Annotated in this window: 19 protein-coding genes; 16 read left to right on the top strand and 3 right to left on the bottom strand. The window is 67.4% G+C overall.

The genetic code is table 11. The features are described 5' to 3' along the window. Positions 1-2 precede the first annotated feature (2 nt). Entirely contained in the window at positions 3-917 is a 915-nt protein-coding gene (locus PST29_RS18745) for a GGDEF domain-containing protein (RefSeq protein WP_060840016.1), read from the bottom strand. A gap of 444 nt (positions 918-1,361) precedes the next feature. Here PST29_RS18745 and PST29_RS18740 point away from each other — a divergent pair, with 444 nt between their 5' ends. The 7 genes from PST29_RS18740 to PST29_RS18710 all read left to right on the top strand — a co-directional run bounded on the left by PST29_RS18740 (position 1,362) and on the right by PST29_RS18710 (position 9,959). Beyond that, positions 1,362-3,884, top strand: a complete 2,523-nt coding sequence (locus PST29_RS18740; RefSeq protein WP_060844029.1) for a TonB-dependent receptor — start codon at positions 1,362-1,364, stop codon at positions 3,882-3,884. A 39-nt stretch (positions 3,885-3,923) separates the two neighbouring features. Next, positions 3,924-5,846, top strand: a complete 1,923-nt coding sequence (locus PST29_RS18735; RefSeq protein ID WP_060840014.1) for a phytase — start codon at positions 3,924-3,926, stop codon at positions 5,844-5,846. A gap of 91 nt (positions 5,847-5,937) precedes the next feature. Continuing rightward, positions 5,938-6,648 carry a protein TolQ gene (tolQ, locus tag PST29_RS18730; protein ID WP_060840013.1) on the top strand — a complete coding sequence of 237 codons (711 nt, stop codon included), beginning with the start codon at positions 5,938-5,940 and terminating at the stop codon, positions 6,646-6,648. Positions 6,649-6,664: 16 nt separating this feature from the next. Continuing rightward, entirely contained in the window at positions 6,665-7,111 is a 447-nt protein-coding gene (tolR, locus tag PST29_RS18725; protein WP_060840012.1) for a protein TolR, read from the top strand. Then, positions 7,108-7,923 carry an energy transducer TonB gene (locus tag PST29_RS18720; protein WP_060840011.1) on the top strand — a complete coding sequence of 272 codons (816 nt, stop codon included), beginning with the start codon at positions 7,108-7,110 and terminating at the stop codon, positions 7,921-7,923. Before tolR ends, PST29_RS18720 begins: the two co-directional genes overlap by 4 nt. 162 nt (positions 7,924-8,085) lie before the next feature. Next, positions 8,086-8,973: a Dyp-type peroxidase gene (locus tag PST29_RS18715; RefSeq protein ID WP_060844028.1), complete on the top strand. Its 888-nt coding sequence runs from the start codon at positions 8,086-8,088 to the stop codon at positions 8,971-8,973. 17 nt (positions 8,974-8,990) lie between these two features. Then, positions 8,991-9,959 (top strand): Gfo/Idh/MocA family protein, encoded by a 969-nt coding sequence (locus PST29_RS18710; protein ID WP_060845153.1) that lies wholly within the window; start codon positions 8,991-8,993, stop codon positions 9,957-9,959. Positions 9,960-10,289: 330 nt separating this feature from the next. Here the strand turns inward: PST29_RS18710 and PST29_RS18705 are convergent, their stop codons facing one another. Further along, a complete protein-coding gene (locus PST29_RS18705; protein ID WP_060840008.1) occupies positions 10,290-11,027 on the bottom strand; it encodes a TorF family putative porin in 738 nt (245 codons plus the stop codon). A gap of 102 nt (positions 11,028-11,129) precedes the next feature. Then, on the bottom strand, positions 11,130-12,872 hold the full coding sequence (locus PST29_RS18700; RefSeq protein WP_060844027.1) for an amidohydrolase: 1,743 nt from the start codon (positions 12,870-12,872) through the stop codon (positions 11,130-11,132). A 103-nt stretch (positions 12,873-12,975) separates the two neighbouring features. On the opposite strand from PST29_RS18700, the gene PST29_RS18695 reads away from it, so the two are divergent. The 9 genes from PST29_RS18695 to PST29_RS18655 all read left to right on the top strand — a co-directional run bounded on the left by PST29_RS18695 (position 12,976) and on the right by PST29_RS18655 (position 23,836). Next, positions 12,976-13,893 (top strand): LysR family transcriptional regulator, encoded by a 918-nt coding sequence (locus PST29_RS18695; RefSeq protein WP_060840006.1) that lies wholly within the window; start codon positions 12,976-12,978, stop codon positions 13,891-13,893. Positions 13,894-13,931: 38 nt separating this feature from the next. Further along, a complete protein-coding gene (gene lexA, locus PST29_RS18690; RefSeq protein WP_060844026.1) occupies positions 13,932-14,549 on the top strand; it encodes a transcriptional repressor LexA in 618 nt (205 codons plus the stop codon). Then, positions 14,549-15,166 (top strand): translesion DNA synthesis-associated protein ImuA, encoded by a 618-nt coding sequence (gene imuA, locus PST29_RS18685; protein ID WP_060844025.1) that lies wholly within the window; start codon positions 14,549-14,551, stop codon positions 15,164-15,166. Before lexA ends, imuA begins: the two co-directional genes overlap by 1 nt. Before the next feature lie 7 nt (positions 15,167-15,173). Then, positions 15,174-16,589, top strand: a complete 1,416-nt coding sequence (locus PST29_RS18680; RefSeq protein ID WP_060844024.1) for a Y-family DNA polymerase — start codon at positions 15,174-15,176, stop codon at positions 16,587-16,589. Continuing rightward, entirely contained in the window at positions 16,586-19,666 is a 3,081-nt protein-coding gene (locus PST29_RS18675; protein ID WP_060844023.1) for an error-prone DNA polymerase, read from the top strand. The genes PST29_RS18680 and PST29_RS18675 overlap by 4 nt, the downstream gene beginning before the upstream one ends. Positions 19,667-20,171: 505 nt before the next feature. Then, on the top strand, positions 20,172-20,831 hold the full coding sequence (locus tag PST29_RS18670; RefSeq protein WP_162492856.1) for a CsgG/HfaB family protein: 660 nt from the start codon (positions 20,172-20,174) through the stop codon (positions 20,829-20,831). A 28-nt stretch (positions 20,832-20,859) separates the two neighbouring features. Beyond that, positions 20,860-21,231: a DUF4810 domain-containing protein gene (locus tag PST29_RS18665; RefSeq protein WP_060840000.1), complete on the top strand. Its 372-nt coding sequence runs from the start codon at positions 20,860-20,862 to the stop codon at positions 21,229-21,231. Next, positions 21,228-21,887 carry a DUF799 domain-containing protein gene (locus PST29_RS18660; protein ID WP_060839999.1) on the top strand — a complete coding sequence of 220 codons (660 nt, stop codon included), beginning with the start codon at positions 21,228-21,230 and terminating at the stop codon, positions 21,885-21,887. Before PST29_RS18665 ends, PST29_RS18660 begins: the two co-directional genes overlap by 4 nt. A gap of 230 nt (positions 21,888-22,117) precedes the next feature. Then, positions 22,118-23,836, top strand: a complete 1,719-nt coding sequence (locus PST29_RS18655; protein ID WP_060844022.1) for an ATP-binding protein — start codon at positions 22,118-22,120, stop codon at positions 23,834-23,836. Positions 23,837-23,910 lie beyond the last annotated feature (74 nt).

Genomic DNA, 23,910 nt, shown 5'->3' with positions numbered 1-23,910 from the left:
CCTCAGGCGGTTTTTGCCAGGGGCTGCTTGGCCCGGGCCAGGGCTAGGTTGAGGCGTTTGAGCAGGACCTCCGGGGTTTCCTCCAGGGCCATCACCACCGCGGTGCTGGCCGCCAGGTACAGGCGCTCGCCGTGTTGCCGGGTCTTGTGCGCCAGGCCCTGCACCGCCTGTTGCAGCTCCAGGGCCAGCAGCCGGGCCTGGCTCTCGCCGGTGTTGGGCAAGAGCACCACGAAGCGGTCGCCGGCCAGCCGGCACAGCAGGTCCTGGCGCCGCAGGTTGAGCAGCAGCACATGGCTCAGGGCCTGCAGCACCGCGTCACCTTCGGCGTGGCCGTAGTGCTGGTTGATCGCGGCGAAATGGTCCAGGTCCAGGGCCAGCAACGACAACGGCTGCTGCTGGCGGCGACTGTCCTCCAGGCTGGCGGCCAGCTCGCGCTTGAGGTAGTCGGCGCCGGCCAGGGGCGTGAGCTTGTCGAACTGCCGGTGCTCGCGAAACAGCCGTTCCTTCTTTTCCATCTGCGCGCTGATGGCCAGCTGTTCGCGGTGCCAGTGGTAGATGCCGATGGTCAGCAGGATCATGCCGATGGGCATCGGCCCGGACTCCAGCCAGTGGTCCCAAGTGATGCTGGCGGGCAGGCGGATGAACTCGTCGAGGCTGTCGATCCACCAGGAAAAGAAAATGCAGCTCAGGCCCAGGGCCAGGTAGTTGGTGACCCGGCCGGCGGGGCGGCTCTTGAGCACCAGTGCGAGCCAGACCAGGGCCAGCAGCGCCGAGCCGCCTTCGCCGATGATGTCCAGCCATTGCCACTCGCTGACCGATTTCAGGCTGCCGCAAGCCAGGTGCAGCAACAGCCCGGCATTGGCCGCCAGCAACAGCACGGCGAGTTTCCAGCGGTGGGGTTTGAGCACGCAGAACATGGCCGCGATCCTTTTTGCCAGGAGTGAGAGGGCGCCAGCACAGCAGATGTTTGTGACGGTGGGGTGACAGCGGAAAAAACCGTCGAGGGGTCGAATCAGCTCAGGGTTCAGGCGTTTTTTTTTGCTGGACGGGGCCGCCTCGAGGGCCTCTTCGCGGGCAAGCCCACTCCTACGGGGCGGCGGGGGCGCCACGGATGTGTAGGAGCCGGCTTGCCGGCGAAGGGGCCCGCAAGACTTGCGCCCGACGGGTGATGGCTTTTGCGGGCAAGCCCGCTCCCGCAGGGGTCAATTCAGCTCATTTGCCGGGGCGAAACCCGGGAAAACGACTGTTTTGGCGACCTGCCGACCAGGCCTGTCACAGAACCGTCATTCGCCAACCCTAGCGTGCCCTCCCAGTTGCCGGGCCCCTTGCCCGGCGTTGGCGGACTCTTGGGGAGGAACCTCATGTACAAGCGCAGCAGTCCCGGGCTGGTCAGCTTTACCTTGACCGCGCTGGCCATGGCCATCGCCAGTGAACGCTTGAGCGCCGCCGAAACGGCCGCCACCGAGCACGTCCAAGTGGTGGGCCAGGCGGCCAGCATCGATCAGGCGCTCAAGGAACAACGGCGTTCGGACAGCATCCAGAGCGTGGTACACGCCGACGGCGTGGCCCAGTTGCCGGACCAGAACGCCGCCGAAGCGGCGCAGCGCCTGCCGGGCATCAGCATCGAGCGCGACCAGGGCGAAGGGCGCTTTGTCAGCGTCCGCGGCCTGGGCCCGGACCTCAACAGCGTGACCATCAACGGCACCCTGGTGCCGTCCCCGGAAAGCGCGCGCCGCGCCGTGGCCCTGGATGTGCTGCCCTCGGAGCTGGTGCAGTCGCTGTCGGTGATCAAGACCCTGACCCCGGACATGGACGCCAACTCCCTGGGCGGCACCGTGGACGTGAAAAGCCTCTCGGCCTTCGACCACAAGGGCCTGTTCTACAGCGGCAGCAGCGAGGCCAGCTACGACCAGAACACCCGCCAGACCAGCCCGAAATTCTCCGGCGCGGCGAGCAACCGCTTCAGCCTCGGCGACGGCATCGACAACTTCGGCGTGGCCGCGGCCCTGAGCTGGCAGAAGCGCGATTTCGGCTCCGACAACGTCGAGACCGGCGGCGCCTGGGACTTCGAGCGCGGCGCCAGGCTGCAGGAGTTCGAGCAGCGCGACTACGCCATCAGCCGCGAGCGGGCCGGCGGCGGCCTGAACTTCGACTACAAGCCCGACGACAGCAGCAGCTACTACCTGCGTACCCTCTACAGCCGCTACAAGGACAGCGAGACGCGCAACTCCACCAGCATCGAGTTCGCCGACCCGCTGGCGGCCGGGGAGCGCGGCGACGCCGAGGCCAAGCGCAAGCTCAAGCAGCGCGAAGAAACCCAGGAGATCCAGTCCTACGTGTTCGGCGGCGAGCGCCAGCTGGGCCTGTGGACCCTCAGCGGCCAGACCGGCTACAGCCGCTCCAGCGAAGACAGCCCGGCGCATATCGCCGGGGCCACCTTCAAGGGCAACAGCGACTTTTCCGACAGCGGCTTCTACGACAATGGCAAGCCGCGCCCGGTGATCGGCTCAGGCTTCTTTGACGCGGCCAACTTCACCCTGGACAAGGTCGACTGGGAAAAGCAGAACACCACCGACACCGAGAAGAACCTGCGCCTGGACCTGGCCCGGGACTATGACCTCAGTGGCTACGCCGCGCAGTTCAAGTTCGGTGGCAAAGTCAGTCGGCGCAACAAGGACAACGACCTGGAAGCCTGGGTCTACAAGGACTTCGACACCCTGGGCTTCACCGACCAGCAGCTCAACCTCGGGCAGTTCCAGAAGGGCCGCGTGGACTATTCCCTGGGCCGCTTCGGCCCGGGCATCAGCGGCAGCGCCATCAAGCAACTGATCGGCGGCCTGAATCCGGCGGCCTTCTACGACGAGGAAGAATCCCGGGTCAACGACTTCAAGATCCGCGAAGACATCAACGCCGGCTACTTCATGAACACCCTGGACATCGACGACTGGCGCTTCATTGCCGGCCTGCGCTACGAGGGCACCGAGTTCGAGGCCAAGGGCACCGGGGTCACCGACGGCGCCTTCACCGCCACCGACACCAAGCGCCGCTACCAGCACTGGCTGCCGGGGCTGCACGCGCGCTACCAGCTGGACAAGAACACCCAACTGCGCGCGGCCTGGACCAAGAGCGTGGTGCGCCCGACCTTCGGCCAGCTGGCCCCGGGCTTTGTCATCGACGGCGACGAGGCGACCTTCGGCAACCCCGACCTCAAGCCCCTGGAGTCGAGCAACCTGGACCTGGGCATCGAGCACTACATGGGCCGCGCCGGCAGCGTCTCGGCCTTCGTGTTCTACAAGGACATCCAGAACTTCGTCTACAACACCGACCTGGCCGGCACCGGCGCCTGGAGCGGGTTCTCCGAGGCGCACACCTTCGCCAACGGCGACAGCGCCAAGCTGTATGGCCTGGAGCTGGCCTACTCGCAGAAGTTCGACTGGCTGCCGGCGCCGTGGAACGGCCTGCTGCTGGGCGCCAACAGCACCTTCAGCCGCTCCAGCGCGAGCATCGAAGGCTTCGACCAGAAGGCCGGGGTCAACCGCAAGCGCGACATCGACCTGCCCAATCAGTCGGACACCGTGGGCAACCTGATGCTCGGCTGGGAAGACGACAAGCTCAGTCTGCGCCTGTCGGCCAACTACAAGTCGGCCTACCTCTATGAGCTGGCCTCGATCGGCGACAAGGCCCACGACCTGCACGTGGACGCCCAGACCTTCGTCGATTTCAGCGCCAAGTATTCCCTGAGCAAGAACCTGCAACTGAGCTTCGAGGCGCAGAACCTCACCGACCAGCCGTACTTCGTCTACACCGGCAACCGCTCCTACAACGCCCAGTACGAGGAATACGGCCCGACCTACAAGCTCGGCCTGACCTTCACCCATTTCTAAGTACCGGGCCGCTGCCCGACTGCACCTCCAAGGATTGTGATGAGCACTGTATCGATCGCGAAAACCACCCTGCTGGCGCTGTGCATTGGCCTGGCCAGCAGTGCTGCCCAGGCCGCCCCCAGCGTGCCGGGCCTGACCCTCAAACCCTGGGCCGAGCAGACCCCGGGCGTCACCGGGCTGGGCTTCGTGCCCGCCGGCACAGGCGCCGACCGGCTGCTGGCCAGCGAGCGCGAAGGCCTGTTGCTGCTGGATGAACAGGGCCGCCAGCTGGCCCGCTTCAAGGGCTCGTTCAACGGCCTGGACAGCCGCGCCGCCGGCCAGCAACTGCTGGTGGCCAGCCTGGACAATGAACGCCAGCAGGCACTGCTGCTGAGCCTCGACCCGAAGGCCCGGCATTGGGGCCAGCCGCTGTACCTGCCGCCCCGCGACTTCCCGGTCAACGGCCTGTGCCTGTACCGCGACGAGGCCAGCAACCTGTTCCTGTTCCTGGTGGGCGAGGAGGGCAAGGGCGAGCAGTGGCTGGTGGGCCACGGCGCGCAACTGAGCGCCGAGCCGCGACGGGTGCGTGGCCTGCCGCTGCCGCCGGAGGCCAAGTTCTGCCAGGTGGACGACGCCGCCCAGCAACTGCTGGTCAATGAACAGAACGTCGGCTGGTGGGCCTACCCGGCCCACGCCGAAGCGGACACCGCGCGCCAGCCGGTGGCCCTGCGCGCGCCCTTTGGCGAGATCAGGAAAAGCGCCGGAGCCATGGCCCTGGTGCCGGGCGGGGTGTTGGGCCTGGACCCGAAAGCCGCGCAACTGCATCTCTATCAGCAGCAGGAGCAGGGCTGGTCGGCCCAGGCCACCTTGCCCCTGAGTGGCCTCAAGGAACCGGAAAACATCGCCCTGCGCGCCAGCGCCAAGGGCCTGCAAGTGTTGCTGCGCGATGACGAGGATGGCCGCCTGTACCAGGGCCAGCTGGACTGGCAGGCCCATGCGCCGGCCCTGCCGCCGGTATTGCCCAACGTGCAGGCGGCGGTGCAGAGCGAACCGGTGGGGCGCCAGGGCGATGCCGCCGATGACCCGGCGATCTGGGTCCACCCGCAGCAGCCGTCCCTGAGCCGGGTGCTGGGCACCAACAAGAAGCAGGGCCTGCTGGCCTACGACCTGCAGGGCAAGCTGTTGCAGGAACTGGCGGTGGGGCGCCTGAACAACGTCGACGTGCGCCCCAACTTCAAGCTGGGCCAGCAGACCGTGGACCTGGCCGTGGCCAGCAACCGCGACCGCAACAGCCTCAGCCTGTTCGCCATCGACCGTGCCAGCGGCGAGCTGCGCGAGGCCGGGGAGATCCCCACGCCGCTCAAGGCGATCTACGGCCTGTGCCTGTTCCAGCCCGCCAGCGGCGAGATCTATGCGATTGCCAACGACAAGGACGGCACCTTCGTCCAGTACCGCCTGAGTGCGCCATCCGGCAGTGCCCAGGGTGAGCTGGTGCGCCAGTTCAAGGTGGCCAGCCAGCCCGAGGGCTGCGTCGCCGACGACCAGCGCCAGCGGCTGTTCCTGGGGGAAGAGGACGTCGGGGTCTGGGCCCTGGACGCCCGCCCCGAACAACCGGCGACCCTGCACAGCGTGATCAAGGTCGGCGGCCTGTTGCAGGCCGATGTCGAGGGCCTGGCCCTGTACCAGAGCAACGCCCGCGACTACCTGGTGATTTCCAGCCAGGGCAACGACAGCTACCTGGTGCTGGACGCCGAGCCGCCGTTCGCTTCCCACGGTGCCTTCCGGGTCGGCCTCAACGCTGCGGCGGGGATCGACGGCGCTTCGGAAACCGACGGCCTGGAAGTCACCTCGGCCAACCTCGGCGGGCCCTGGAGCCAGGGCCTGCTGGTGGTCCAGGACGGGCGCAAGCGCATGCCCGAGCAGACCCAGAACTTCAAGTTCGTGCCCTGGGCCGACGTCACCCGGGCCCTGAAGCTGCCCTGAGCGGCTGTCATCACCCGGTCATCGGCATGTCATCGAATAGCCCCGCCGGCACGGCTCAGGCCCCGGCGGGCACCCGCGAAGGAGTTTCACCATGCAAGCCACACTCGAACACATGAGCATCTGGGGGCTGATCAGCGATGCCAGCCTGTTGGTCAAGGCGGTGATGCTGACCCTGCTCCTGGCATCCCTGCTCAGCTGGTACCTGATCATCCAGCGCGGCGCCGTGCTGCGCGGCCGTGAGCGCCGTTGCAACGCGTTCATCCAGCGCTTTCGCGACGCCCCCGAACTCTTGCCGCTGTACCGCGAAGTGGCCCGCAAGGCCGACGGCGAAGGCGGCGTGGAGCCGATCTTTGTCGCCGGCTATGAGGAATTCGGCCACCTGCACGGCGCGGCCGGCGGCGCCGCTGAAGGCGTGCTGGAGGGCGTGGAGCGGGCCTTGTACGTGGCCATCAGCGAGCAGGAAACCCGCCTGGAAAAGGGCCTGCAGTTTCTTGCCACCGTGGGCTCGGTCAGCCCCTATATCGGCCTGTTTGGCACCGTGTGGGGGATCATGAACTCCTTCCTCGGCCTGTCCCAGGTGCAGCAGGCGACCCTGTCCACCGTGGCCCCGGGCATCGCCGAGGCGCTGATCGCCACCGCCATCGGCCTGTTCGCGGCGATTCCCGCGGTGATCGCCTACAACCGCTTCTCGGCCCGCAGCCAGACCCTGCTGACCCGCTACTACGCCTTTGGCAACGAACTGCAGGTGCGCCTGCACCGCACCTTGCAGGGCACCCCGAGCCACCTGGCCGTGGCCGCCTGAGAGAAGGAGCAAGCCGATGTTAGTCAGGCCGCAACGCAAGCACGGACCCAAGGCGGAAATGAACGTGGTGCCCTACATCGACGTGATGCTGGTGCTGCTGGTGATCTTCATGGTCACCGCGCCGATGCTCACCCAGGGGGTGAAGATCCAATTGCCCAAGGTCGCCAGCCAGGCCCTGGCCACCGACAGCCGCCAGCAGATCCTCACCCTGTCGGTGAAGGCCGAGGGCGGCTACTACTGGAACCTGGGCAGCGAACTCGACACCCGGCACCAGACCGACAGCGCCGTGGACCTGGAGCAGATGCGCGCCAAGGTGGCCCAGGTGATTGCCCAGCGCGGCGACACCCAGGTGTACATCCGTGCCGACCAGGACGCCGCCTACGCCAGCGTGGTGGCGGCCATGGCCGCGTTGCAGCAGGGCGGGGTGCACAACCTGGGGCTGGTGACCGAGGCCCCGCAATGACGGCGATGATCATCCACAGCCCCACAGTGCTGCCCATGGGGCCCGAAGCCTCCGGCTTCTGGCGCAACAGCCTGGCGGCGACCCTGGCCCTGGCCCTGCACGCCGGGGTGCTGGCGGCGCTGGTGCTGGGCTGGTCGGTGGACAAACCCCAGGTCGAGGCCCCGGCGGTGCTGACCACCCAACTGGTGATGCTGGCGCCTCCCGCCGCCCCCGCCGAACCCCTGCCGGCGGTGGCCGAGGTGGCACCGCCACCACCGCCCGCGCCAGCGGCTCCGCCGCCGCCGAGTCGACCCCAGGTGGACCCCCAGATGCAGGCGCAGAAGCTGGAACAGGCGGCCCTGGCGCGCAAGCGTGTGGACGACAAGAAACGTGAGCAGGCGCAGGAGCAGCAACGCCAGCAGCGCGAGCGCCTGGACGCCGAACAGCGCCAGCGCGACGCCGAGCAACGCCTGGCCCAGGAACAAGCCCAGGCCCAGCGCGCCGAACAGTCGCGGCTGGCCGCCGAGCGCGCGCGCCAGCAGGCGGCCCAGGCCGCCGCCGACAGCCGCCAGTACCAGCCCCTGAGCAAGGAGGCCCCGGACTACCCGCAGCGAGCCCTGGACAAGAACCTGGAAGGCGACTGCACCGTGGAATACAGCGTCAACCCCCAGGGCCGGGTGGAGAACCCCAAGGTCATCGACGGCTGCCACCCGCTGTTCATGCGCCCATCCCTGGCGGCGGTGGCGACCTTCCGCTACCAGCCTCGGCTGATTGACGGTCGGGCGGTGACGGTGCCGGCGGTGCGCAACACCTTTCACTATCGGATCCACTAGGGGCGCCCCGGCTTCGCCCGCCAGCGGCTGCCGGGCGGGCCGGGCGGCCCCTTGGCGCAGGCCGGAGCTGTGCTGTTGCCGCCGGTTGCCAATCCGTTGCGCAACGGCACTGACGCCTGCGCCGCACAGCGGTAAACTCCCCGCCTTTATTCAGGAGTTCCCATGAGTTACTACCAGCCCGGCATCCTCGCTGCACCCGTTCCGTCCCAGGCCCGTCATTTGTTCTTTGCCCTTGAGTCCCTTGAGGCGCTGCCCCAGGCCCTCGACCAGTTGCTGGCGCGGGTGGACGGCGCAACGGCGGTGGCCGGCTTTGGCGCATCGCTGGTCAAGGCCCTGGGCGCTCGGGTGCAAGGGCTCAAGGCGTTCCCGGCGCTGACCGGCGTCGGTGTCGACAACCCTTCGACCCAGCACGCGCTGTGGGTCTGGCTGCACGGTGAGGAGCGCGGCGAACTGATGCACCGCAGCAACGAGCTGGAGGCCGCGCTGGCCCCGGCCTTTCGTCTGGTCGGCATGCAGGAAGCCTTCCGCCACAAGAGCGGTCACGACCTGACCGGTTATGAAGATGGCACCGAGAACCCTCATGAAGAGGCCGCCGTGGCTGCGGCGCTGGCCGAGGGTGAAGACGGCCTGCGCGGTGGCAGCTTTGCCGCGATCCAGCAGTGGCAGCACGACTTCAAGGGCTTTGCCGCGATGCACCAGCAAGAGCGCGACCACATCATCGGCCGGCGCCTGAGCGATAACGAAGAGCTGGACGACGCGCCGGAGTCGGCCCACGTCAAGCGCACCGCCCAGGAAAGCTTCACCCCTGAGGCCTTCATGGTGCGTCGTTCGATGCCCTGGATCGAAGGTGACAAGGGCGGCCTGATGTTCCTCGCCTTCGGTCACACTCTGAACGCCTTCGAAGTCCAGCTGCGGCGCATGAGCGGCCTGGAAGACGGCATCGTCGATGGCCTGTACCGCATGAGCCGGCCGATCACCGGTGGCTACTACTGGTGCCCGCCGCTGCACAACGGCCAGCTCGACCTGCGCGCGTTGCAAGCGGCGAAATGAGCACCGAGGCCGGGCCGCTGCGCATCGTGCGCTGGGGCATGATCGGATGCGGCAGCGTCACCGAGCGCAAGAGCGGCCCGGCCTTCTACAAGGTCCCGGGTTCGGCGCTGGTGGCGGTGATGGGCCGCCGCCCCGAGGCGGTGCGCGACTATGCCCGGCGCCACGGCATTGCCCGTTACTACACCGATGCCCAGGCCCTGATCGATGACCCCGAGGTGGACGCGGTGTACATCGCCACGCCCCCCGACAGCCATTACGCCTACAGCCTGCAAGTGGCTGCCGCCGGCAAGCATTGCTGCGTGGAAAAACCCATGGCCATGCATGCCGGGCAGAGCCGGGCCATGCAGCAGGCGTTCCAGCAGGCCGGGTTGCACCTGTTCGTGGCCTATTACCGGCGTTCCCTGCCGCGCTTTGCCCAGGTGCGGCAATGGCTGGCGGATGGCCGCATCGGTGAGGTCCGGCACCTGCACTGGAGCCTGAGCAAGGCCGCCTCCGAGGCTGACCGCAGCGGCGCGGCCAACTGGCGGACCGACCCACAGATTGCCGGTGGCGGTTACTTCGCCGACCTGGCCAGTCATGGCCTGGACCTGTTCCAGTACCTTGTGGGCGACATCGTCGAGGTGGCCGGCATCAGCCGCCGCCAGGCCGGGCTGTATGCCGCCGAGGACGCGGTCAGCGCCAGCTGGCGCTTCGCCTGCGGGGCACTGGGCAGCGGCGCCTGGAACTTCGTCGCCGACCGCCGGGTGGACCGGGTGGAGATCATCGGCAGCCAGGGGCGCATCACCTTTTCCGTGTTCGACGAGCATCCGCTGCAACTCGACGCCGAAGAGCCCCTGAGCCTGGTCATCGAGCACCCCGAGCACATCCAGTGGCATCACGTGCAGGGCATGAACGCCCATATCCGCGGCGACGCAGTGCACCCGGCCCAGGCCTGCGAGGCGTTGAAGACCGACTGGGTGATGGATCGGATCCTGCAGCGCGGCTGAGCCAATGGCGGCGGTCTTTCGGGCCGCTTCGCCGGCAAGCCGGCTCCTGCGGGACTTGCGGGGCGCCTTGCCTGATGCCCGTCAGTTCAGGGCAAGCACTGTACCTGTGGCGAGGGAGCTTGCTCCCGCTGGGCCGCGCAGCGGCCCCAAAAATGCGACGGCTACGCCCCCGAGCGTCGGCCGCTCCCACGGGAGCAAGCTTGCGCGCCACAGGTTATGTTTCGTTCGTTCTAGCGCTTAACCGACCGGTCTCAGGTGCCTTGCCGGGGTGTTTGCTCAGGCTTTTGCAGGCCCTGGCTTGCCAGCGACGGCGGCCTTCGGGATGGGCATTCAGAAGGTCTTCTTGACGCTGGCCACCCAGGTCGCCCCGCACAGGTCGCTGAAGCCGTAGTTGCTGGTGCACTGGCTGCGAGACAGATCGGTGTCGATGTAGCTCAGGCCCAGTTCCAGCCCGGCAAGGTCCCGGGTCAGTTTGGCCTCCCATTCGTGGTAGCTGTCCTCGCCCTGGCCCGAGGCGCGGATCAGCCGCGGGTCCTTGAAGTCCATCTGGCCGTAGCGCAGGTGCAGCCCCAGGTCCAGCGGCAGTCGAGTCTCGTAGCCGAGGTAGCGGTACAGGGTGCTCTGCTGGCTGTCGATGCCGGGGGCATCGTCGGAGTAATAGGCCGCCAGCTTGACTCCGTAGACGCTGAGAATGCCGTACACCTCGCTCTGGTTTAACCCGGCTTCCCGGGGGTAGCTGTACTTCAGGTAGCCCAGGTCCAGGCTCAGGTCCTCGCTGGCCTGCCACAGCCAGCCGCCGTAGTAGTCGAGTTCCTGGCGGGTCTTCAGGCCGCCGCCGAAATCGACATTGGAGCTCCAGGTGCCCAGGTATAGGCCGCTGCTGTGCAGCAGGGTCGCGGCCGCCTGGGCCGCGGGGTCGTTCTGGGTCTGGGAGATGCCGCGGGTGCGGTAGTCGCTGGCCAGGGTCAGCTCCAGTTCCACGGCCAGGTCGTCGGTCAGGGGCAGGGCGTGGCCGGCCTGCGGCAGCAGGCACACGGCGCCCAGGGTGAGCAGGCTGAGGGTCTTCATGGTTTTCCCGTTGTTGTGATTGTTATGGGGGGAGCGGGCAAGGCGGCGCCGTGCCCCGGCGTCAACAGGGCGCGGGGCAGGCGGTGCAACGGTGGGAGGGGGTCAGAGCGGCCGGCTGTAGACCTCGCGACCGGCGAACCAGGTCTGCAGCACCTGGGTTTCATGCAGGGCCTTTTCGTCCACGGCAAACACGTCGCGGTCGAGGACGATGAAGTCGGCCTGCTTGCCGGCGGTCAGCGAGCCGATCTGCTGCTCCAGGCCCAGGGTGCGCGCGGCATTCAGGGTGTAGGCATAGAACAGGGTTTCGCGGTCCAGGCGTTCGTCGGCGTTGAGCACCCCCAGTGGCCCCTGGCGGGTGATGGCCTGGGCCATGGCGTTCCATGGGTTGGGGGACGACACCGGCCAGTCGCTGGCGCCGGCGATGGTCGCGCCCTGCTTGAGCAGCGAGTGCGCCGGGTACTGGTAGCGGAACGCCAGGGCACTGACGTAGGGCTTGATCATGTCCAGGGTGTAGTCGTCGGCCGAGGCCCAGAGCAGTTGCATCGAGGCAATCACGTTGAGCGGCTTGAAGCGGGCGAACTCCTTGGGGTTGACCATCTGCAGGTGGGTGATGGAGTGGCTGATGCCGCTCTGGCGATCCTTGCGCGCCTGCTCGATGCCGTTCAGCGACTCACGCACCGCGCGGTCGCCGATGGCGTGGATGTGCACCAGCCAGCCGCGCTGGTCGATGGCGCTGACCAGTTCGCCAAAATGCGCCGGGTCGATCAGCAGTTCGCCGTGTTTGTGGGAGTTGTTGTAGGGCTCGAGCATCGCCGCGCTCTGGGCCGGGTATTCGATCACTCCGTCGGCGAAGATCTTGATGCCCGGCAGGGTCAGGTTGGGAATGCCCTGGAACTGCTGGCGCACCTTGTCCAGGGTGTCGAGGTCGGTGGGGCGGCTGCGGGGGTTGACCACCAGCAATGCGGCGACGTGGGCGGTCAGCCCGTCGCGCTCGGCCAGGGCCTTGTAGGCCGGCAGCACGCCGACGGTGTGCTCGGTGGGCTTGAGGGCGAACACCGCTTCGCCGGGAGCGGCGTTGGCGGCGGGGTCCATCCAGGCGGTAATCCCCAGGCTGTTGTTGTAGTGCAGGGCCGATTGCGCGGCGCGCAGCATCTGTTCGGGGGCCGGCACCGGCATTTTCGCGGCCACCCGGTCCCAGCCGGCGTCCACCAGGAAACCGTTGGGGCGGCCGTCGGGCAGTTGGCCAATGGTGCTGCGCTCGGCCTCGGGCAGGCTGTTGAGCAGGGCCGCGTCGATTCCGGCGCGCTGGAGCATGAAGTCATTGGCCCAGGCGGTATGGTGATCGCTGCCGGTGAATACCACCGGCACGCTGGCCCATTCACCCTGGTTGAAACGCTGGCCCAGGGCCTGGGCCTGGGCCCAGTAGGCCGAGCTCATGCCGGCGATACTGAGCACGTCGGCATGCCGGGCGCTGCCGTCGTCACGCCAGGCGCGCAGGCGTTTTTCCAGTTCGTCGAGGCTGACCACCTCGTCCTGCAGGTTGGCGCTGGTCATTTCCAGGCCACCGAAGATCGCGTGGGAGTGGGTGTCGATCAGGCCCGGCATCAGGGTCTTGCCCCCCAGATCGACGACCCGGGTGTGGCTGTCGATCAGTGCCTTGATCTGCGCATCGCTGCCGGTTTGCAGAACCTTGCCGTTTTCCACCGCCAGGGCCTGGACCTTGGGCTGGGCGCGGTCGGCGGTGAAGATCTGGCCGTTGAGCAGCACCAGATCGGCGGCAGCCATGGCTTCCAATGAGGCAAAACTCATGGCGACCAGCAGCAGCGTAGGGGGCAATTTTTTCATTGAACATTTCCTTGTTATTACGTCTGATCGCCAGATTAGGGGCTGCCCGTAGCGGGCAGAACGGCCGATTCACGAAAAACATTTTTGCCTGAATGGAAAAACCATGGACAAGTGGAATGCCTTGAAGATGTTCGTAGTCACCGCTCAGCTGGGCAGTTTCAGTCGGGCGGCGGAGCAGTTGGGCAAGACCCCGTCGGCCCTGACCAAGGCGGTCAACCACCTGGAGGCGGAGCTGGGTTCGCGCTTGTTCGAGCGCAGTACCCGGCGCATCGTGCTCACCGAAATCGGCCGGCTCTACCTGGAGACCGCGCGCCAGGTGCTGCAGCGAATGGAGGAGGTGGGCGAGGAGGTGGAACAGTTGCAGCACGGTCTGCGCGGCAACCTCAAGGTCACCGCGCCGCTGGCCTACGGTCAGGCGTTTCTCGATCAGGTGTGTGGCGGGTTTCTTGAACAGTACCCGCAGATCAATCTGCAAGTGGACCTGTGCGACGAGTTCGTCAACCTGCTGGAAAGCGGCTACGACCTGGCCCTGCGCGAAGGCCATGACGACCTGCCGGGGCTGATTGCCCGGGTGGTCGGGAGCAACCGCCTGGCCCTGTGCGCCAGCCCGGCCTACCTGGCGCGCAAGGGCCGGCCGGTGAATCCTCAGACCCTGGAGGAGCATGAATGGCTGCTGTATCGCCACCCCTTGCTCAGCCGGGAATTCTGGTGGGTCGAGCGCGACGGCCACCGCCTGAGCCTGCCCCAGTCCCAGGCGCCACGCCTGCGCAGTGACAATTACGACCTGCTGCTGGCCAATGCCCTGGCCGGGCGCGGCCTGCTACACACGCCGCTGTGGAGTGCCGCGCCGTACCTGGCTGATGGGCGCCTGGTGCGGGTGATGGCCGATTACGCGATCGACCCCGACAGCTTCGGGCCGCACATCCTCGCGGTCTACCCCAGTCACCGGCGGGCGACTGCCAAGGTGCAGGCGTTCATCGACTATGTCGGCGGCTTTCTGGCCCACCATGGCCTGGACTGATTGGCGGTTCTTGTCAGATAAATCCGAGAGGAGTACAAATGTACTCCATGACGACTTTATCCCCCCGCCGCAGTGCCATCCTGACCTTTATCCGCGAACGCATCGCCGATCATGGCCAGTCCCCAAGCCTCGCTGAAATCAGCGAGGCGTTCGGTTTCGCCTCGCGCAGCGTGGCGCGCAAGCATGTGCTGGCGCTGACCGAGGCCGGGTTCATTGAGGTCAACCCGCATCAGGCCCGGGGCATTCGCCTGCTCAATCAGCCGCGCCGCCCGGAGCTGCTGGAGATCCCGGTGCTGGGGCGGGTGGCCGCCGGTGCGCCGATTGGCGTCGATGCCGACATACACGGCCAGTTGTGGCTGGACCCGGGGATGTTCTCCCGCACTCCGGATTACCTGCTGCGGGTCCAGGGCGATTCGATGATCGATGACGGCATCCTCGACGGCGATCTGGTGGCGGTGCGCCGCAGCAGCGAGGTGCGCAACGGCCAGACGGTGATCGCCCGCCTGGACGGCGAAGTGACCATCAAGCGTTTCGAGCGCAAGGGGCAGGGCATTCGCCTGCTGCCGCGCAACCCGGCCTATCAGCCGATCGAGGTTACCGACGACCACGAACTGTTTATCGAAGGTGTGTTCTGCGGCCTGGTGAGGCCAGGCTGATGGGCGCCGTGGTCGCACTGGATACCCTGTTCAATGGCGGACGGGTGTGGAAAGGCCGCCCGGCGGCTGCGCCGGTCAGCCTGCAGCCGACGGGGCATGCCGCCCTGGATGCGGTGCTGCCCACCGGTGGCTGGCCGGAGGCGGCGCTGACGGAAATCCTCATCGCCGCCCAGGGCCTGGGGGAGCTGCAGTTGCTGTGGCCGAGCCTGGCGCGGCTGACCGCGGCGGGGGAGCGGGTGGTGCTGGTGGCGCCACCCTTCGTGCCCTATCCCCAGGCCTGGCAGAACGCCGGGGTGGATGTGCGCCAGCTGTCGATCATCCAGGCCGGGGAGCGCGATGCCTTGTGGGCCGCCGAGCAGTGCCTGCGTTCCGGCAGTTGCGGCGCGGTGCTGTGCTGGCCGCGGCAGGTCGACGACCGCGCCCTGCGGCGCCTGCAGGTGGCGGCGGAAAGTGGCCAGACCCTGGCTTTCGCCTACCGGCCCCTGGACGCCGCGCACAACCCCTCTCCGGCGGCCCTGAGGATCAGCGTGCAGGGTCGCCCCGTGCAGTTGCGGGTACTCAAGTGCCGGGGCGGCCTGGCCCATCCGGCCCCGATTGCCTGGCCCGCCGGGCACTGAGGTTGGCATGCGCTGGGTGTGCATTCTGTTCCCGCAATTGGCGCTGGACGCCGTGCTGCGTCAGCGCGCCGAACCCGAGGCGCCCCTGGCGCTGCTCAGTGGCACCCCGCAGCGCCGGGTGATCCAGGCGGTGAATGGCGCCGCCCGCGAGCTGGGCCTGCGCCCGGGGCAATCCCTGACCGCCGCCCAGGCCCTGACCAAGGCCTTTGCCAGCGCCGAATACGACCCCCGGCAGATCGAGCACTGGCAGCAGTTTCTCGCCGCCTGGGCCTATGGCTTCAGCTCCCAGGTCAGCGTGGCCTACCCCCGTACCCTGGTGCTGGAGATCGAGTCCAGCCTGGGCCTGTTCGGCCCCTGGCCGCAGTTGGAGGCGCGCCTGCGCCGGGAGTTGCAGGCCCTGGGCTTTCGCCATCGCATCGTCGCCGCGCCCAATCCGGCGGCGGCTCGGGTCCTGGCCAATGCCTATGACGGCTTGGCGGTGGCCGACGGCGAGGCCCTGGCCAGGGCCCTGGGAGCGATGCCCATCGAGCGCCTGGGCTTGGCCCCGGAGCAGGCCACGGCCCTGTCGCGCATGGGGGTGCGCAGCTTCCAGCAGTTGCGGGAGCTGCCCCGGTCTAGCTTGGCCCGGCGTTTTGACGGCAGCCTGCTCAAGCACCTGGATACCCTGCTCGGTGAGCGTCCGCTGGGGCTGGCGTTCTATCAGCCGCCGGACCGTTTCGACCTGCGCATCGAGCTGAATTTCGATGTGCTGTCCCATCAGGCGCTGCTGTTTCCCCTGCGCCGGCTGACTGCCGATCTGGCGGCCTTTCTCTGTGGCCGCGACAGCGGGGTGCAGCGTTTTGCCCTGCACCTGGAACATGCCGAAGGCGCCGACACCCTGATCCCGGTGGGCCTGCTCAGCGCCGAGCGCGATCCGGCGATGCTGTTTGAACTGGCCCGTGGGCGCCTGGAGCAGATCCAGGTGCCGGCGCCGGTGCGCAACCTGCGGCTGGTTGCCGAGGACCTGCCGCTGTTCGTGCCCCGGCACACCGAACTGTTCGACGAGCGCCCGCAGCAGAACCTGCCCTGGGAGCAGTTGCGCGAACGCCTGCGGGCGCGCCTGGGGGATGACGCGGTGCAGGGCCTGGGGCACCGCGCCGATCATCGACCGGAGCGCAGTTGGCAACCCCGGGCCGACCCGCAGCCGTGTCCGGCCAACCCCGGGCTGCGCCGTCCCGGCTGGCTGTTCAGCGAGGTGCAGCCCTTGAACGAAGGCAGCGTGCGGATTCTCATGGGCCCGGAGCGCATCGAGTCCGGCTGGTGGGACGGCGCCGACGTGCGCCGTGACTACTACCTGATCGAAACCGCGGCCGGCCAGCAGGGCTGGGCCTATCGCCAGGTCGGCGAACCCGGGCCCTTGCTCCTGCAAGGCTGGTTCGCATGAGCGCCTATGCCGAGCTGCACTGCCTGTCCAACTTCAGTTTTCAGCGCGGCGCCTCCAGTGCCGCCGAGTTGTTCCAGCGCGCCACGGCCCTGGGCTACCAGGCCCTGGCGATCACCGATGAGTGCACCCTGGCGGGAATCGTCCGTGCCTGGCAGGCCTCACGCGATACTGGCCTGAAGCTGATCATCGGCAGCGAAATGCAGGTCGAGGACGGCCCGCGCCTGGTGCTGCTGGTGGAGGACCTGGCGGGTTACCAGGGCCTGTGTCGGTTGATCACCCGGGCCCGGCGCCGGGCGGAGAAGGGCAGTTATCGCCTGCTGCGCGAAGACTTCGCCGAACCCTTGCCGGGGCTGCTGGCCCTGTGGCTGACGGACGATGGCCCGGCGACGGACCACAGCCACTGGCTGCGTCAGATGTTCCCCGAGCGCCTATGGCTGGCGCTGGAACTGCATTGCGGCCAGGACGATGCCCGGCACCTGCAACAGCGGCTGGCCCTGGCCCGGCAACTGGGGCTGCCGGCCGTGGCCTGTGGCGATGTGCACATGCACGTGCGCGGGCGCCGGGCGCTGCAGGACACCATGACCGCGATCCGCCATCACCTGCCCGTGGCCGAGGCCGGGCAGCGCCTGTTCGCCAACGGCGAGCGTCACCTGCGGCCCATCGAGGTGCTGCAAGGCCTGTACCCGCAGGCCTTGCTCGACGAATCGCTGGTCATCGCCGGACGCTGCACTTTCGACCTCGGCCAGTTGCGCTACCAATACCCCCGGGAGCTGGTGCCCGACGGCCATGATGCCGGCTCCTGGCTGCGGGTGCTGACCCAGCGCGGCATTCTGCGCCGCTGGCCCGGTGGAGCCCGGGCCGAGGTGCTGCAGCAGATCGAGCATGAGCTGACGTTGATCAGCGACCTGGGCTACGAGAGCTACTTTCTTACCGTGCACGACATCGTCGATTTTGCCCGGCGCCAGCACATTCTCTGCCAGGGCCGGGGGTCGGCGGCCAACTCGGTGGTGTGTTTCGTCCTCGGCATCACCGAGATCGACCCGGACCGCTCGACCCTGTTGTTCGAGCGCTTCTTGTCGCGGGAACGCAACGAGCCGCCGGACATCGACGTCGACTTCGAACACGAGCGCCGCGAAGAGGTGCTGCAGTATGTGTTCCAGCGTTACGGCCGGCACCGCGCGGCGCTGACCGCGGTGGTCAGCACCTACCACGGCGCCGGGGCGGTGCGCGATGTGGCCAAGGCCCTGGGCTTGCCGCCGGATCAGGTCAACGCCCTGGCCGACTGCTGCGGCCACTGGAGCGATACGCCGCCCAGCGTCGAGCGTCTGCAGGAGGCCGGCTTCGACCCCGAGAGCCCGGTGCTGCGCCGGGTCCTGAGCCTGACCGGGCAGTTGATCGGCTTTCCCCGGCACCTGTCCCAGCACCCCGGCGGCTTCGTGATTTCCGAGCAGCCCCTGGACCATCTGGTGCCGGTGGAGAACGCGAGCATGGCCGAGCGCACGGTGATCCAGTGGGACAAGGACGACCTAGACATGGTCGGCCTGCTCAAGGTGGACATCCTGGCCCTGGGCATGCTAAGCGCCATCCGCCGCTGTTTCGACCTGATCCACGGCTATCGCGGCCAGCGCTACAGCCTCACCAGCATTCCGGCCGAAGACCCGGCCACTTACCAGATGATCGGTCGCGCCGACACCATTGGTGTGTTCCAGATCGAGTCCCGGGCACAGATGTCGATGCTGCCCCGACTCAAGCCGCAGAACTTCTATGACCTGGTGATCGAGGTGGCGATCGTCCGCCCTGGGCCGATCCAGGGCGGCATGGTCCATCCCTACCTGCGTCGGCGTAACCGTGAAGAGCCGGAGACGTACCCGTCGCCGAAGTTGGAAGCGGTGCTCAAGCGCACTCTGGGCGTGCCGCTGTTTCAGGAACAGGTGATGCAGATCGCCATTGTCGCCGCCGACTACACCCCGGGCGAGGCCGACCAGTTGCGTCGCTCCATGGCCGCCTGGAAGCGCCACGGCGGCCTGGAGCCGCACCGCGAACGGCTGCGCCAGGGCATGCGCAAGAACGGCTACAGCGACGAGTTCGCGGCGCAGATCTTCGAGCAGATCAAGGGCTTTGGCAGCTACGGCTTTCCCGAGTCCCATGCCGCCAGCTTTGCCTTGCTGACCTACGCCAGCTGCTGGCTCAAGTGCCATGAGCCGGCGGCCTTCGCCTGTGCCCTGATCAACAGCTGGCCCATGGGTTTCTACAGCCCGGACCAGATCCTCCAGGATGCCCGGCGCCACGGTTTGCAGATTTTGCCGGTGGAGGTGAGCGCCAGTGACTGGGACTGCAGCCTGGACGCTGGACAGGGCCTGTCCGGGCAGCCGGCCGTGCGCCTGGGGCTGCGCATGATCAAGGGCTTTCGCCAGGAGGACGGCCTGCGCATCGAAAGCGCCCGCCGGCAGCGGACCTTTGCCGACATTGCCGACCTGGCCGAGCGGGCCCGGCTGGATGTCCGGGCCCAGGAGCTGCTGGCGGACGCCGGCGCTCTGCGGGCGCTGGCCGGGGATCGCTACCGGGCGCGCTGGGAAGTGGCCGGGGTGGAGAAGCAACTGGGGCTGTTCGCCGATCTGCCACGCCAGGAGGAGGCCCCGGTGAACCTGCCCTGGCCGAGTGTCGGTGAAGACCTGCAGGCCGATTACCACAGCCTTGGCACCACCCTGGGGCCCCATCCTCTGGCGTTGCTGCGCGCGCAGCTCAAGGCCCGGCGCTGCCGCAGTTCCCGGGAACTGCTGGAGGTGGAACACGGGCGTTCGGTGAGCGTGGCCGGGCTGGTCACCGGGCGCCAGCGCCCGGGCACCGCCAGCGGGGTGACCTTCGTCACCCTGGAAGACGAGTTCGGCAACGTCAACGTGGTGGTCTGGCGCGACCTGGCCGAACGCCAGCGTCGGGTACTGGTGGGTTCGCAGTTGCTCAAGGTCGACGGCACCCTGGAGACCGAGGGCGAAGTGCGCCACCTGATTGCCGGGCGCCTGACGGATCTGAGCCCGTTGCTGGCTGGCATCAGCGTGCGCAGTCGGGACTTTCGCTGACTGCCGCCGAGCCTCTGGCGGTCTCAAGATTTTGCGTCTCCTGCGTCGGAATGCCGCCCAAGCCGTTCGCAGCCTGCGGCAGCGGCTACAAAGCCTGGCTCGGCACTGGCCTGTAGCCGCTGCCGAGCCCTGGCGAGGCTGCGCAAAGGCCCGCAGGGCCTTGCTTGGCGATCTGCTGCCGAGCCTCTGGCGATCTCAGGACTTGGCGTCTCCTGCGGAGCCGTTCGCAGCCTGCGGCAGCGGCTACACAGCTACCGGCCCCGAGGCTTTGCGAGCGGAGACAGGTGGACGTTGATGATTTTTTATTCCTTTTCGGCATGGTGGCGCTTTGGCATAATCGCCGCCGATGATGCCCCCTGCATCAAGTTTCAGAACGTCCCGCCGATGCTTTTCCAGCCCCCACAGACTGGGGCCAGAGGCTTACGGCAGGGCGAAAGTGCATCGAGACGGTGCACCCAAATGGATACTCAAAAAGGAACCTAGAGTGAGAGTGATCTCGAAGTTGATGTTGTCCGGCGCAGCACTGGCGGTGCTGACGGGCATGAGCGGTTGTGCCACTGAAAGCTCCCGTGCCTTGCCGGTGGAGAAGGTCCAGAGCGCCAGCCAGGTGTGGACCGGGGCCCGGGTGCCGATGGCGGTGGGCAAGTTCGATAACCGCTCCAGCTACATGCGCGGGATTTTCTCCGACGGCGTCGACCGCCTCGGCGGCCAGGCCAAGACCATCCTCATCACCCACCTGCAGCAGACCAACCGGTTCAACGTGCTGGATCGCGACAACATGGGCGAGATCCAGCAGGAAGCGGCGATCAAGGGCCAGGCGCAGAAGCTCAAGGGCGCGGATTTCGTGGTCACCGGCGACGTCACCGAGTTCGGCCGCAAGGAAACCGGCGACCATCAGCTGTTCGGCATTCTCGGCCGCGGCAAGACCCAGGTGGCCTACGCCAAGGTGGCGTTGAACATCGTCAATATCAGCACCTCCGAAGTGGTCTATTCGACCCAGGGTGCCGGCGAGTACGCCCTGTCCAACCGTGAAGTGATCGGCTTCGGCGGCACCGCTTCCTACGACTCGACCCTCAACGGCAAGGTGCTGGACCTGGCCATGCGCGAGGCGGTCAACCGCATGGTCGAAGCCATCGATGCCGGGGCCTGGAAACCCGGCCGCTGATCAATACTGCTAACAGGGAGATGTAAGCATGTTCAAGACCTTCACCGTGCGGCCACTGCTGGCCGGCGCCTTGCTGGGCAGCGTTTTGCTGGCCGGCTGCAGCGGGCCGAAGACGCTGTACCAGTGGGAAACCTACCAGGCCCAGACCTACGAATACTTCAAGGGCGAGGAAGCCCGCGAAGCCCAGGTCGAGGCGCTGGAGCGTGACCTGCAGAAGATCAAGTCCACCGGCAAGGCCGTGCCGCCGGGTTACCACGCGCACCTGGGCATGCTCTACGCGGGCCTGGGCAAGGATGACCAGATGGTGCAGCAGTTCAATACCGAGAAGGCGCTGTTCCCCGAGTCCGCCTCGTACATGGACTTTCTGTTGAAGAACGCCAAGCAGGGAGCCGCTCAATGAACTTCACCACCTTGCGCAACCTCCTGGGCCTGTTGAGCGTCAGCCTGCTGGTGGGCTGCGCCGCGCCCAAGACCGTGGACTACTCGGCCTACAAGCAGGCCCGGCCGAAGTCGATCCTGGTGCTGCCGCCGCTCAATGAATCGCCGGACGTCAAGGCCACCTACAGCATGCTGTCCCAGGTGACCTTTCCCCTGGCCGAAGCCGGTTACTACGTGATGCCGATTGCCGTGGTGGATGAAACTTTCCGCCACAACGGCCTGACCAACCCGGCGGACATCCATGGCCTGTCGCCGGCCAAGCTCAACGAGATCTTCGGCGCCGACGCCGGGCTGTACATCACGGTCAAGGAGTACGGCACCAGCTACATGCTGATCAGCAGCGAGACGGTGGTCACCGCCAGCGCCACCCTGGTCGATCTCAAGACCGGCACCACCCTGTGGACCGGCAGCGCCCGGGCTTCCAGCGAGGAAGGCAACAACGGCAACAACGGTGGCCTGGTGGGCATGCTGATCACCGCCGCGGTGAAGCAGATCATCAACACCACCACCGACGCCGGGCACCCGATCGCCGGCATCACCAGCCAGCGCCTGCTGTCGGCCGGGCAACGCACCGGCCTGCTGTACGGTCCGCGCTCGCCGAAATACGGCACCGACTGAGGTCCTGGCGGGCGGGCAATCCGCCTGTGGCCGGGAGGGCGCCTGCGGGCGTCCTCCCGGATCGGACGGCATCGCCTATCCTGTTGTTTCAGGCCCGCCCCGGGTCGGTTCAACGGGGCCGCGGCAATTTCCGTGAAACCATCGGCAGAGGCTGTGCTCAAAGGCTCTGGAGGCTGTGCTGCAACCTCTTGAAAATCCATGCTGTATCACGTTTTTCGCAGAGTCCGTTCATGCCGTTCTTATCAGATCATCACGGGTGCCAGGGGTGGAAAGGCGAGATGGCCGAACGCATCCGGGCCTTCGACTGGTCCGTCACCAGCCTGGGTTCATTGCGCAACTGGAGCCACAGCCTGCGCAGCACGGTGCAACTGATGCTCGGTTCGCCGGTGCCGATGGTGATGCTCTGTGGCCCTCTGGGCTACATGATCTACAACGATGCCTACGCGGTTTTTGCCGGCGGTCGCCATCCCTATCTGCTGGGCTGCGCGGTGGAGCTGGGGTGGCCGGAAGTCGCCGAGTTCAATCGCGGGGTGATGAACACCTGCCTCAATGGCGGCACCTTGTCCTACCGCAACAAGGAGCTGGTGCTGCTGCGCAACGGCGAGCCGGAAAGCGTCTGGCTGGACCTCTATTACAGCCCGGTGGCCGGCGACGACCAGGCGCCGGCCGGGGTGATCGCCATCGTCGTGGAAACCACCGGCCACGTGATTTCCGAACAGCGTCGGCAGGCCGCCGAGGACAACCTGCGGCAGATGGCGCGCAGTCTCGAGCAGCGGGTACTGGAAGAGGTCAATGCGCGTCTGGCCGCCGAAGAGCAACTGCGCCAGTCACAGAAGCTCGAAGCCATTGGCGGCCTCACCGGCGGCGTGGCCCATGACTTCAACAACCTGTTGCAGGTGATCGCCGGCAACCTGCACCTGCTGGCCCGGCACGAGCCGGACAACAGCAATGTGCAGCGCCGCACCCGTGCCGCGCTGACCGCGGTGGAGCGGGGGGCCAAGCTGTCGGCCCAGTTGCTGGCCTTCGCCCGGCGCCAGCCGCTGTCACCGGCGCTCTACGATCCCCAGGAGCTGGATCAGGGGCTGGCTGAACTGCTGCGACGGGCCCTGGGGGAAACCATTCGCCTGCAGGTGCAACTGCCCGCCGAGCCCTGGTGCATCCATGTGGATCGCAACCAGCTGGAGAATGCCGTGCTCAACCTGGCGATCAACGCCCGGGATGCCATGGCCGGCGAGGGCACCATCGGCATCAGCGTGGAGAATCTGCTGCTGGATCGACAGTTCTGCGCCGGCACGGACCTGAGCCCCGGCCAGTACCTGCGGCTGACGGTGGCCGACAGCGGTGGCGGCATGTCCGCCGAGGTGCTCAAGCAGGCCTTCGAGCCGTTCTTCACCACCAAGACCGACGGCCACGGCACTGGCCTGGGGCTGAGCATGGTGTTCGGCTTCGTCAAGCAGAGCGGCGGCCATATCGAGATTCTCAGCCGCCCGGGGCAGGGCACAAGGGTGCAGATGTACTTTGCCCGCAGTGTCGCCCAGCCCGCCTTGCCGGCCGTTGGCCCGGTGCCGCGGGCGAACGCGGGCCAGGAGCGGATCCTGGTGGTGGAGGACGACACCGATGTGCGCAGCGCCGCGGTGGAGATGCTCAAGCACGAGGGCTATCAGGTGTGCTCCGCGGCCAGCGGCGATGCCGCCATGCAACTGCTGCTGCAGGGGCTGGCGGTCGACCTGATCTTCACTGACGTGGTGATGCCGGGGCTGATCAAGAGCACCGACCTGGCCACCTGGGCCAGGACCCAGGCGCCGCCGGTCGCGGTGCTGTTCACCTCGGGGCATACCCGGGACATGATCTCGCGCAATCACCAGCTCAGCCCGGACACCCACCTGCTGAGCAAGCCCTACGCCCCTGAGGACCTGAGCGCCATGGTGCGCTCGTTGCTGGGGGGCTGAGCCGATTCCCACCGTCGCACCAGGGCGTGGCCCGGCACCGGCGGTTCGCCCAGGGTGGGTTTGCGTCCCTTCCG

Source organism: Pseudomonas sp. St29, assembly GCF_001547915.1.
Taxonomy (GTDB): domain Bacteria; phylum Pseudomonadota; class Gammaproteobacteria; order Pseudomonadales; family Pseudomonadaceae; genus Aquipseudomonas.
Note: the sequence above shows the minus strand (reverse complement) of the source record. Positions and strands in the feature narration are given on the sequence as shown.

What these genes read in the sequence shown, in the direction of transcription:
- PST29_RS18745 (WP_060840016.1), bottom strand. Translation starts at nt 917, where the DNA reads ATGTTCTGCGTGCTCAAACCCCACCGCTGGAAACTCGCCGTGCTGTTG.
- PST29_RS18740 (WP_060844029.1), top strand. Translation starts at nt 1,362, where the DNA reads ATGTACAAGCGCAGCAGTCCCGGGCTGGTCAGCTTTACCTTGACCGCG.
- PST29_RS18735 (WP_060840014.1), top strand. Translation starts at nt 3,924, where the DNA reads ATGAGCACTGTATCGATCGCGAAAACCACCCTGCTGGCGCTGTGCATT.
- tolQ (WP_060840013.1), top strand. Translation starts at nt 5,938, where the DNA reads ATGCAAGCCACACTCGAACACATGAGCATCTGGGGGCTGATCAGCGAT.
- tolR (WP_060840012.1), top strand. Translation starts at nt 6,665, where the DNA reads ATGTTAGTCAGGCCGCAACGCAAGCACGGACCCAAGGCGGAAATGAAC.
- PST29_RS18720 (WP_060840011.1), top strand. Translation starts at nt 7,108, where the DNA reads ATGACGGCGATGATCATCCACAGCCCCACAGTGCTGCCCATGGGGCCC.
- PST29_RS18715 (WP_060844028.1), top strand. Translation starts at nt 8,086, where the DNA reads ATGAGTTACTACCAGCCCGGCATCCTCGCTGCACCCGTTCCGTCCCAG.
- PST29_RS18705 (WP_060840008.1), bottom strand. Translation starts at nt 11,027, where the DNA reads ATGAAGACCCTCAGCCTGCTCACCCTGGGCGCCGTGTGCCTGCTGCCG.
- PST29_RS18700 (WP_060844027.1), bottom strand. Translation starts at nt 12,872, where the DNA reads ATGAAAAAATTGCCCCCTACGCTGCTGCTGGTCGCCATGAGTTTTGCC.
- PST29_RS18695 (WP_060840006.1), top strand. Translation starts at nt 12,976, where the DNA reads ATGGACAAGTGGAATGCCTTGAAGATGTTCGTAGTCACCGCTCAGCTG.
- lexA (WP_060844026.1), top strand. Translation starts at nt 13,932, where the DNA reads ATGTACTCCATGACGACTTTATCCCCCCGCCGCAGTGCCATCCTGACC.
- imuA (WP_060844025.1), top strand. Translation starts at nt 14,549, where the DNA reads ATGGGCGCCGTGGTCGCACTGGATACCCTGTTCAATGGCGGACGGGTG.
- PST29_RS18680 (WP_060844024.1), top strand. Translation starts at nt 15,174, where the DNA reads ATGCGCTGGGTGTGCATTCTGTTCCCGCAATTGGCGCTGGACGCCGTG.
- PST29_RS18675 (WP_060844023.1), top strand. Translation starts at nt 16,586, where the DNA reads ATGAGCGCCTATGCCGAGCTGCACTGCCTGTCCAACTTCAGTTTTCAG.
- PST29_RS18670 (WP_162492856.1), top strand. Translation starts at nt 20,172, where the DNA reads ATGTTGTCCGGCGCAGCACTGGCGGTGCTGACGGGCATGAGCGGTTGT.
- PST29_RS18665 (WP_060840000.1), top strand. Translation starts at nt 20,860, where the DNA reads ATGTTCAAGACCTTCACCGTGCGGCCACTGCTGGCCGGCGCCTTGCTG.
- PST29_RS18660 (WP_060839999.1), top strand. Translation starts at nt 21,228, where the DNA reads ATGAACTTCACCACCTTGCGCAACCTCCTGGGCCTGTTGAGCGTCAGC.
- PST29_RS18655 (WP_060844022.1), top strand. Translation starts at nt 22,118, where the DNA reads ATGCCGTTCTTATCAGATCATCACGGGTGCCAGGGGTGGAAAGGCGAG.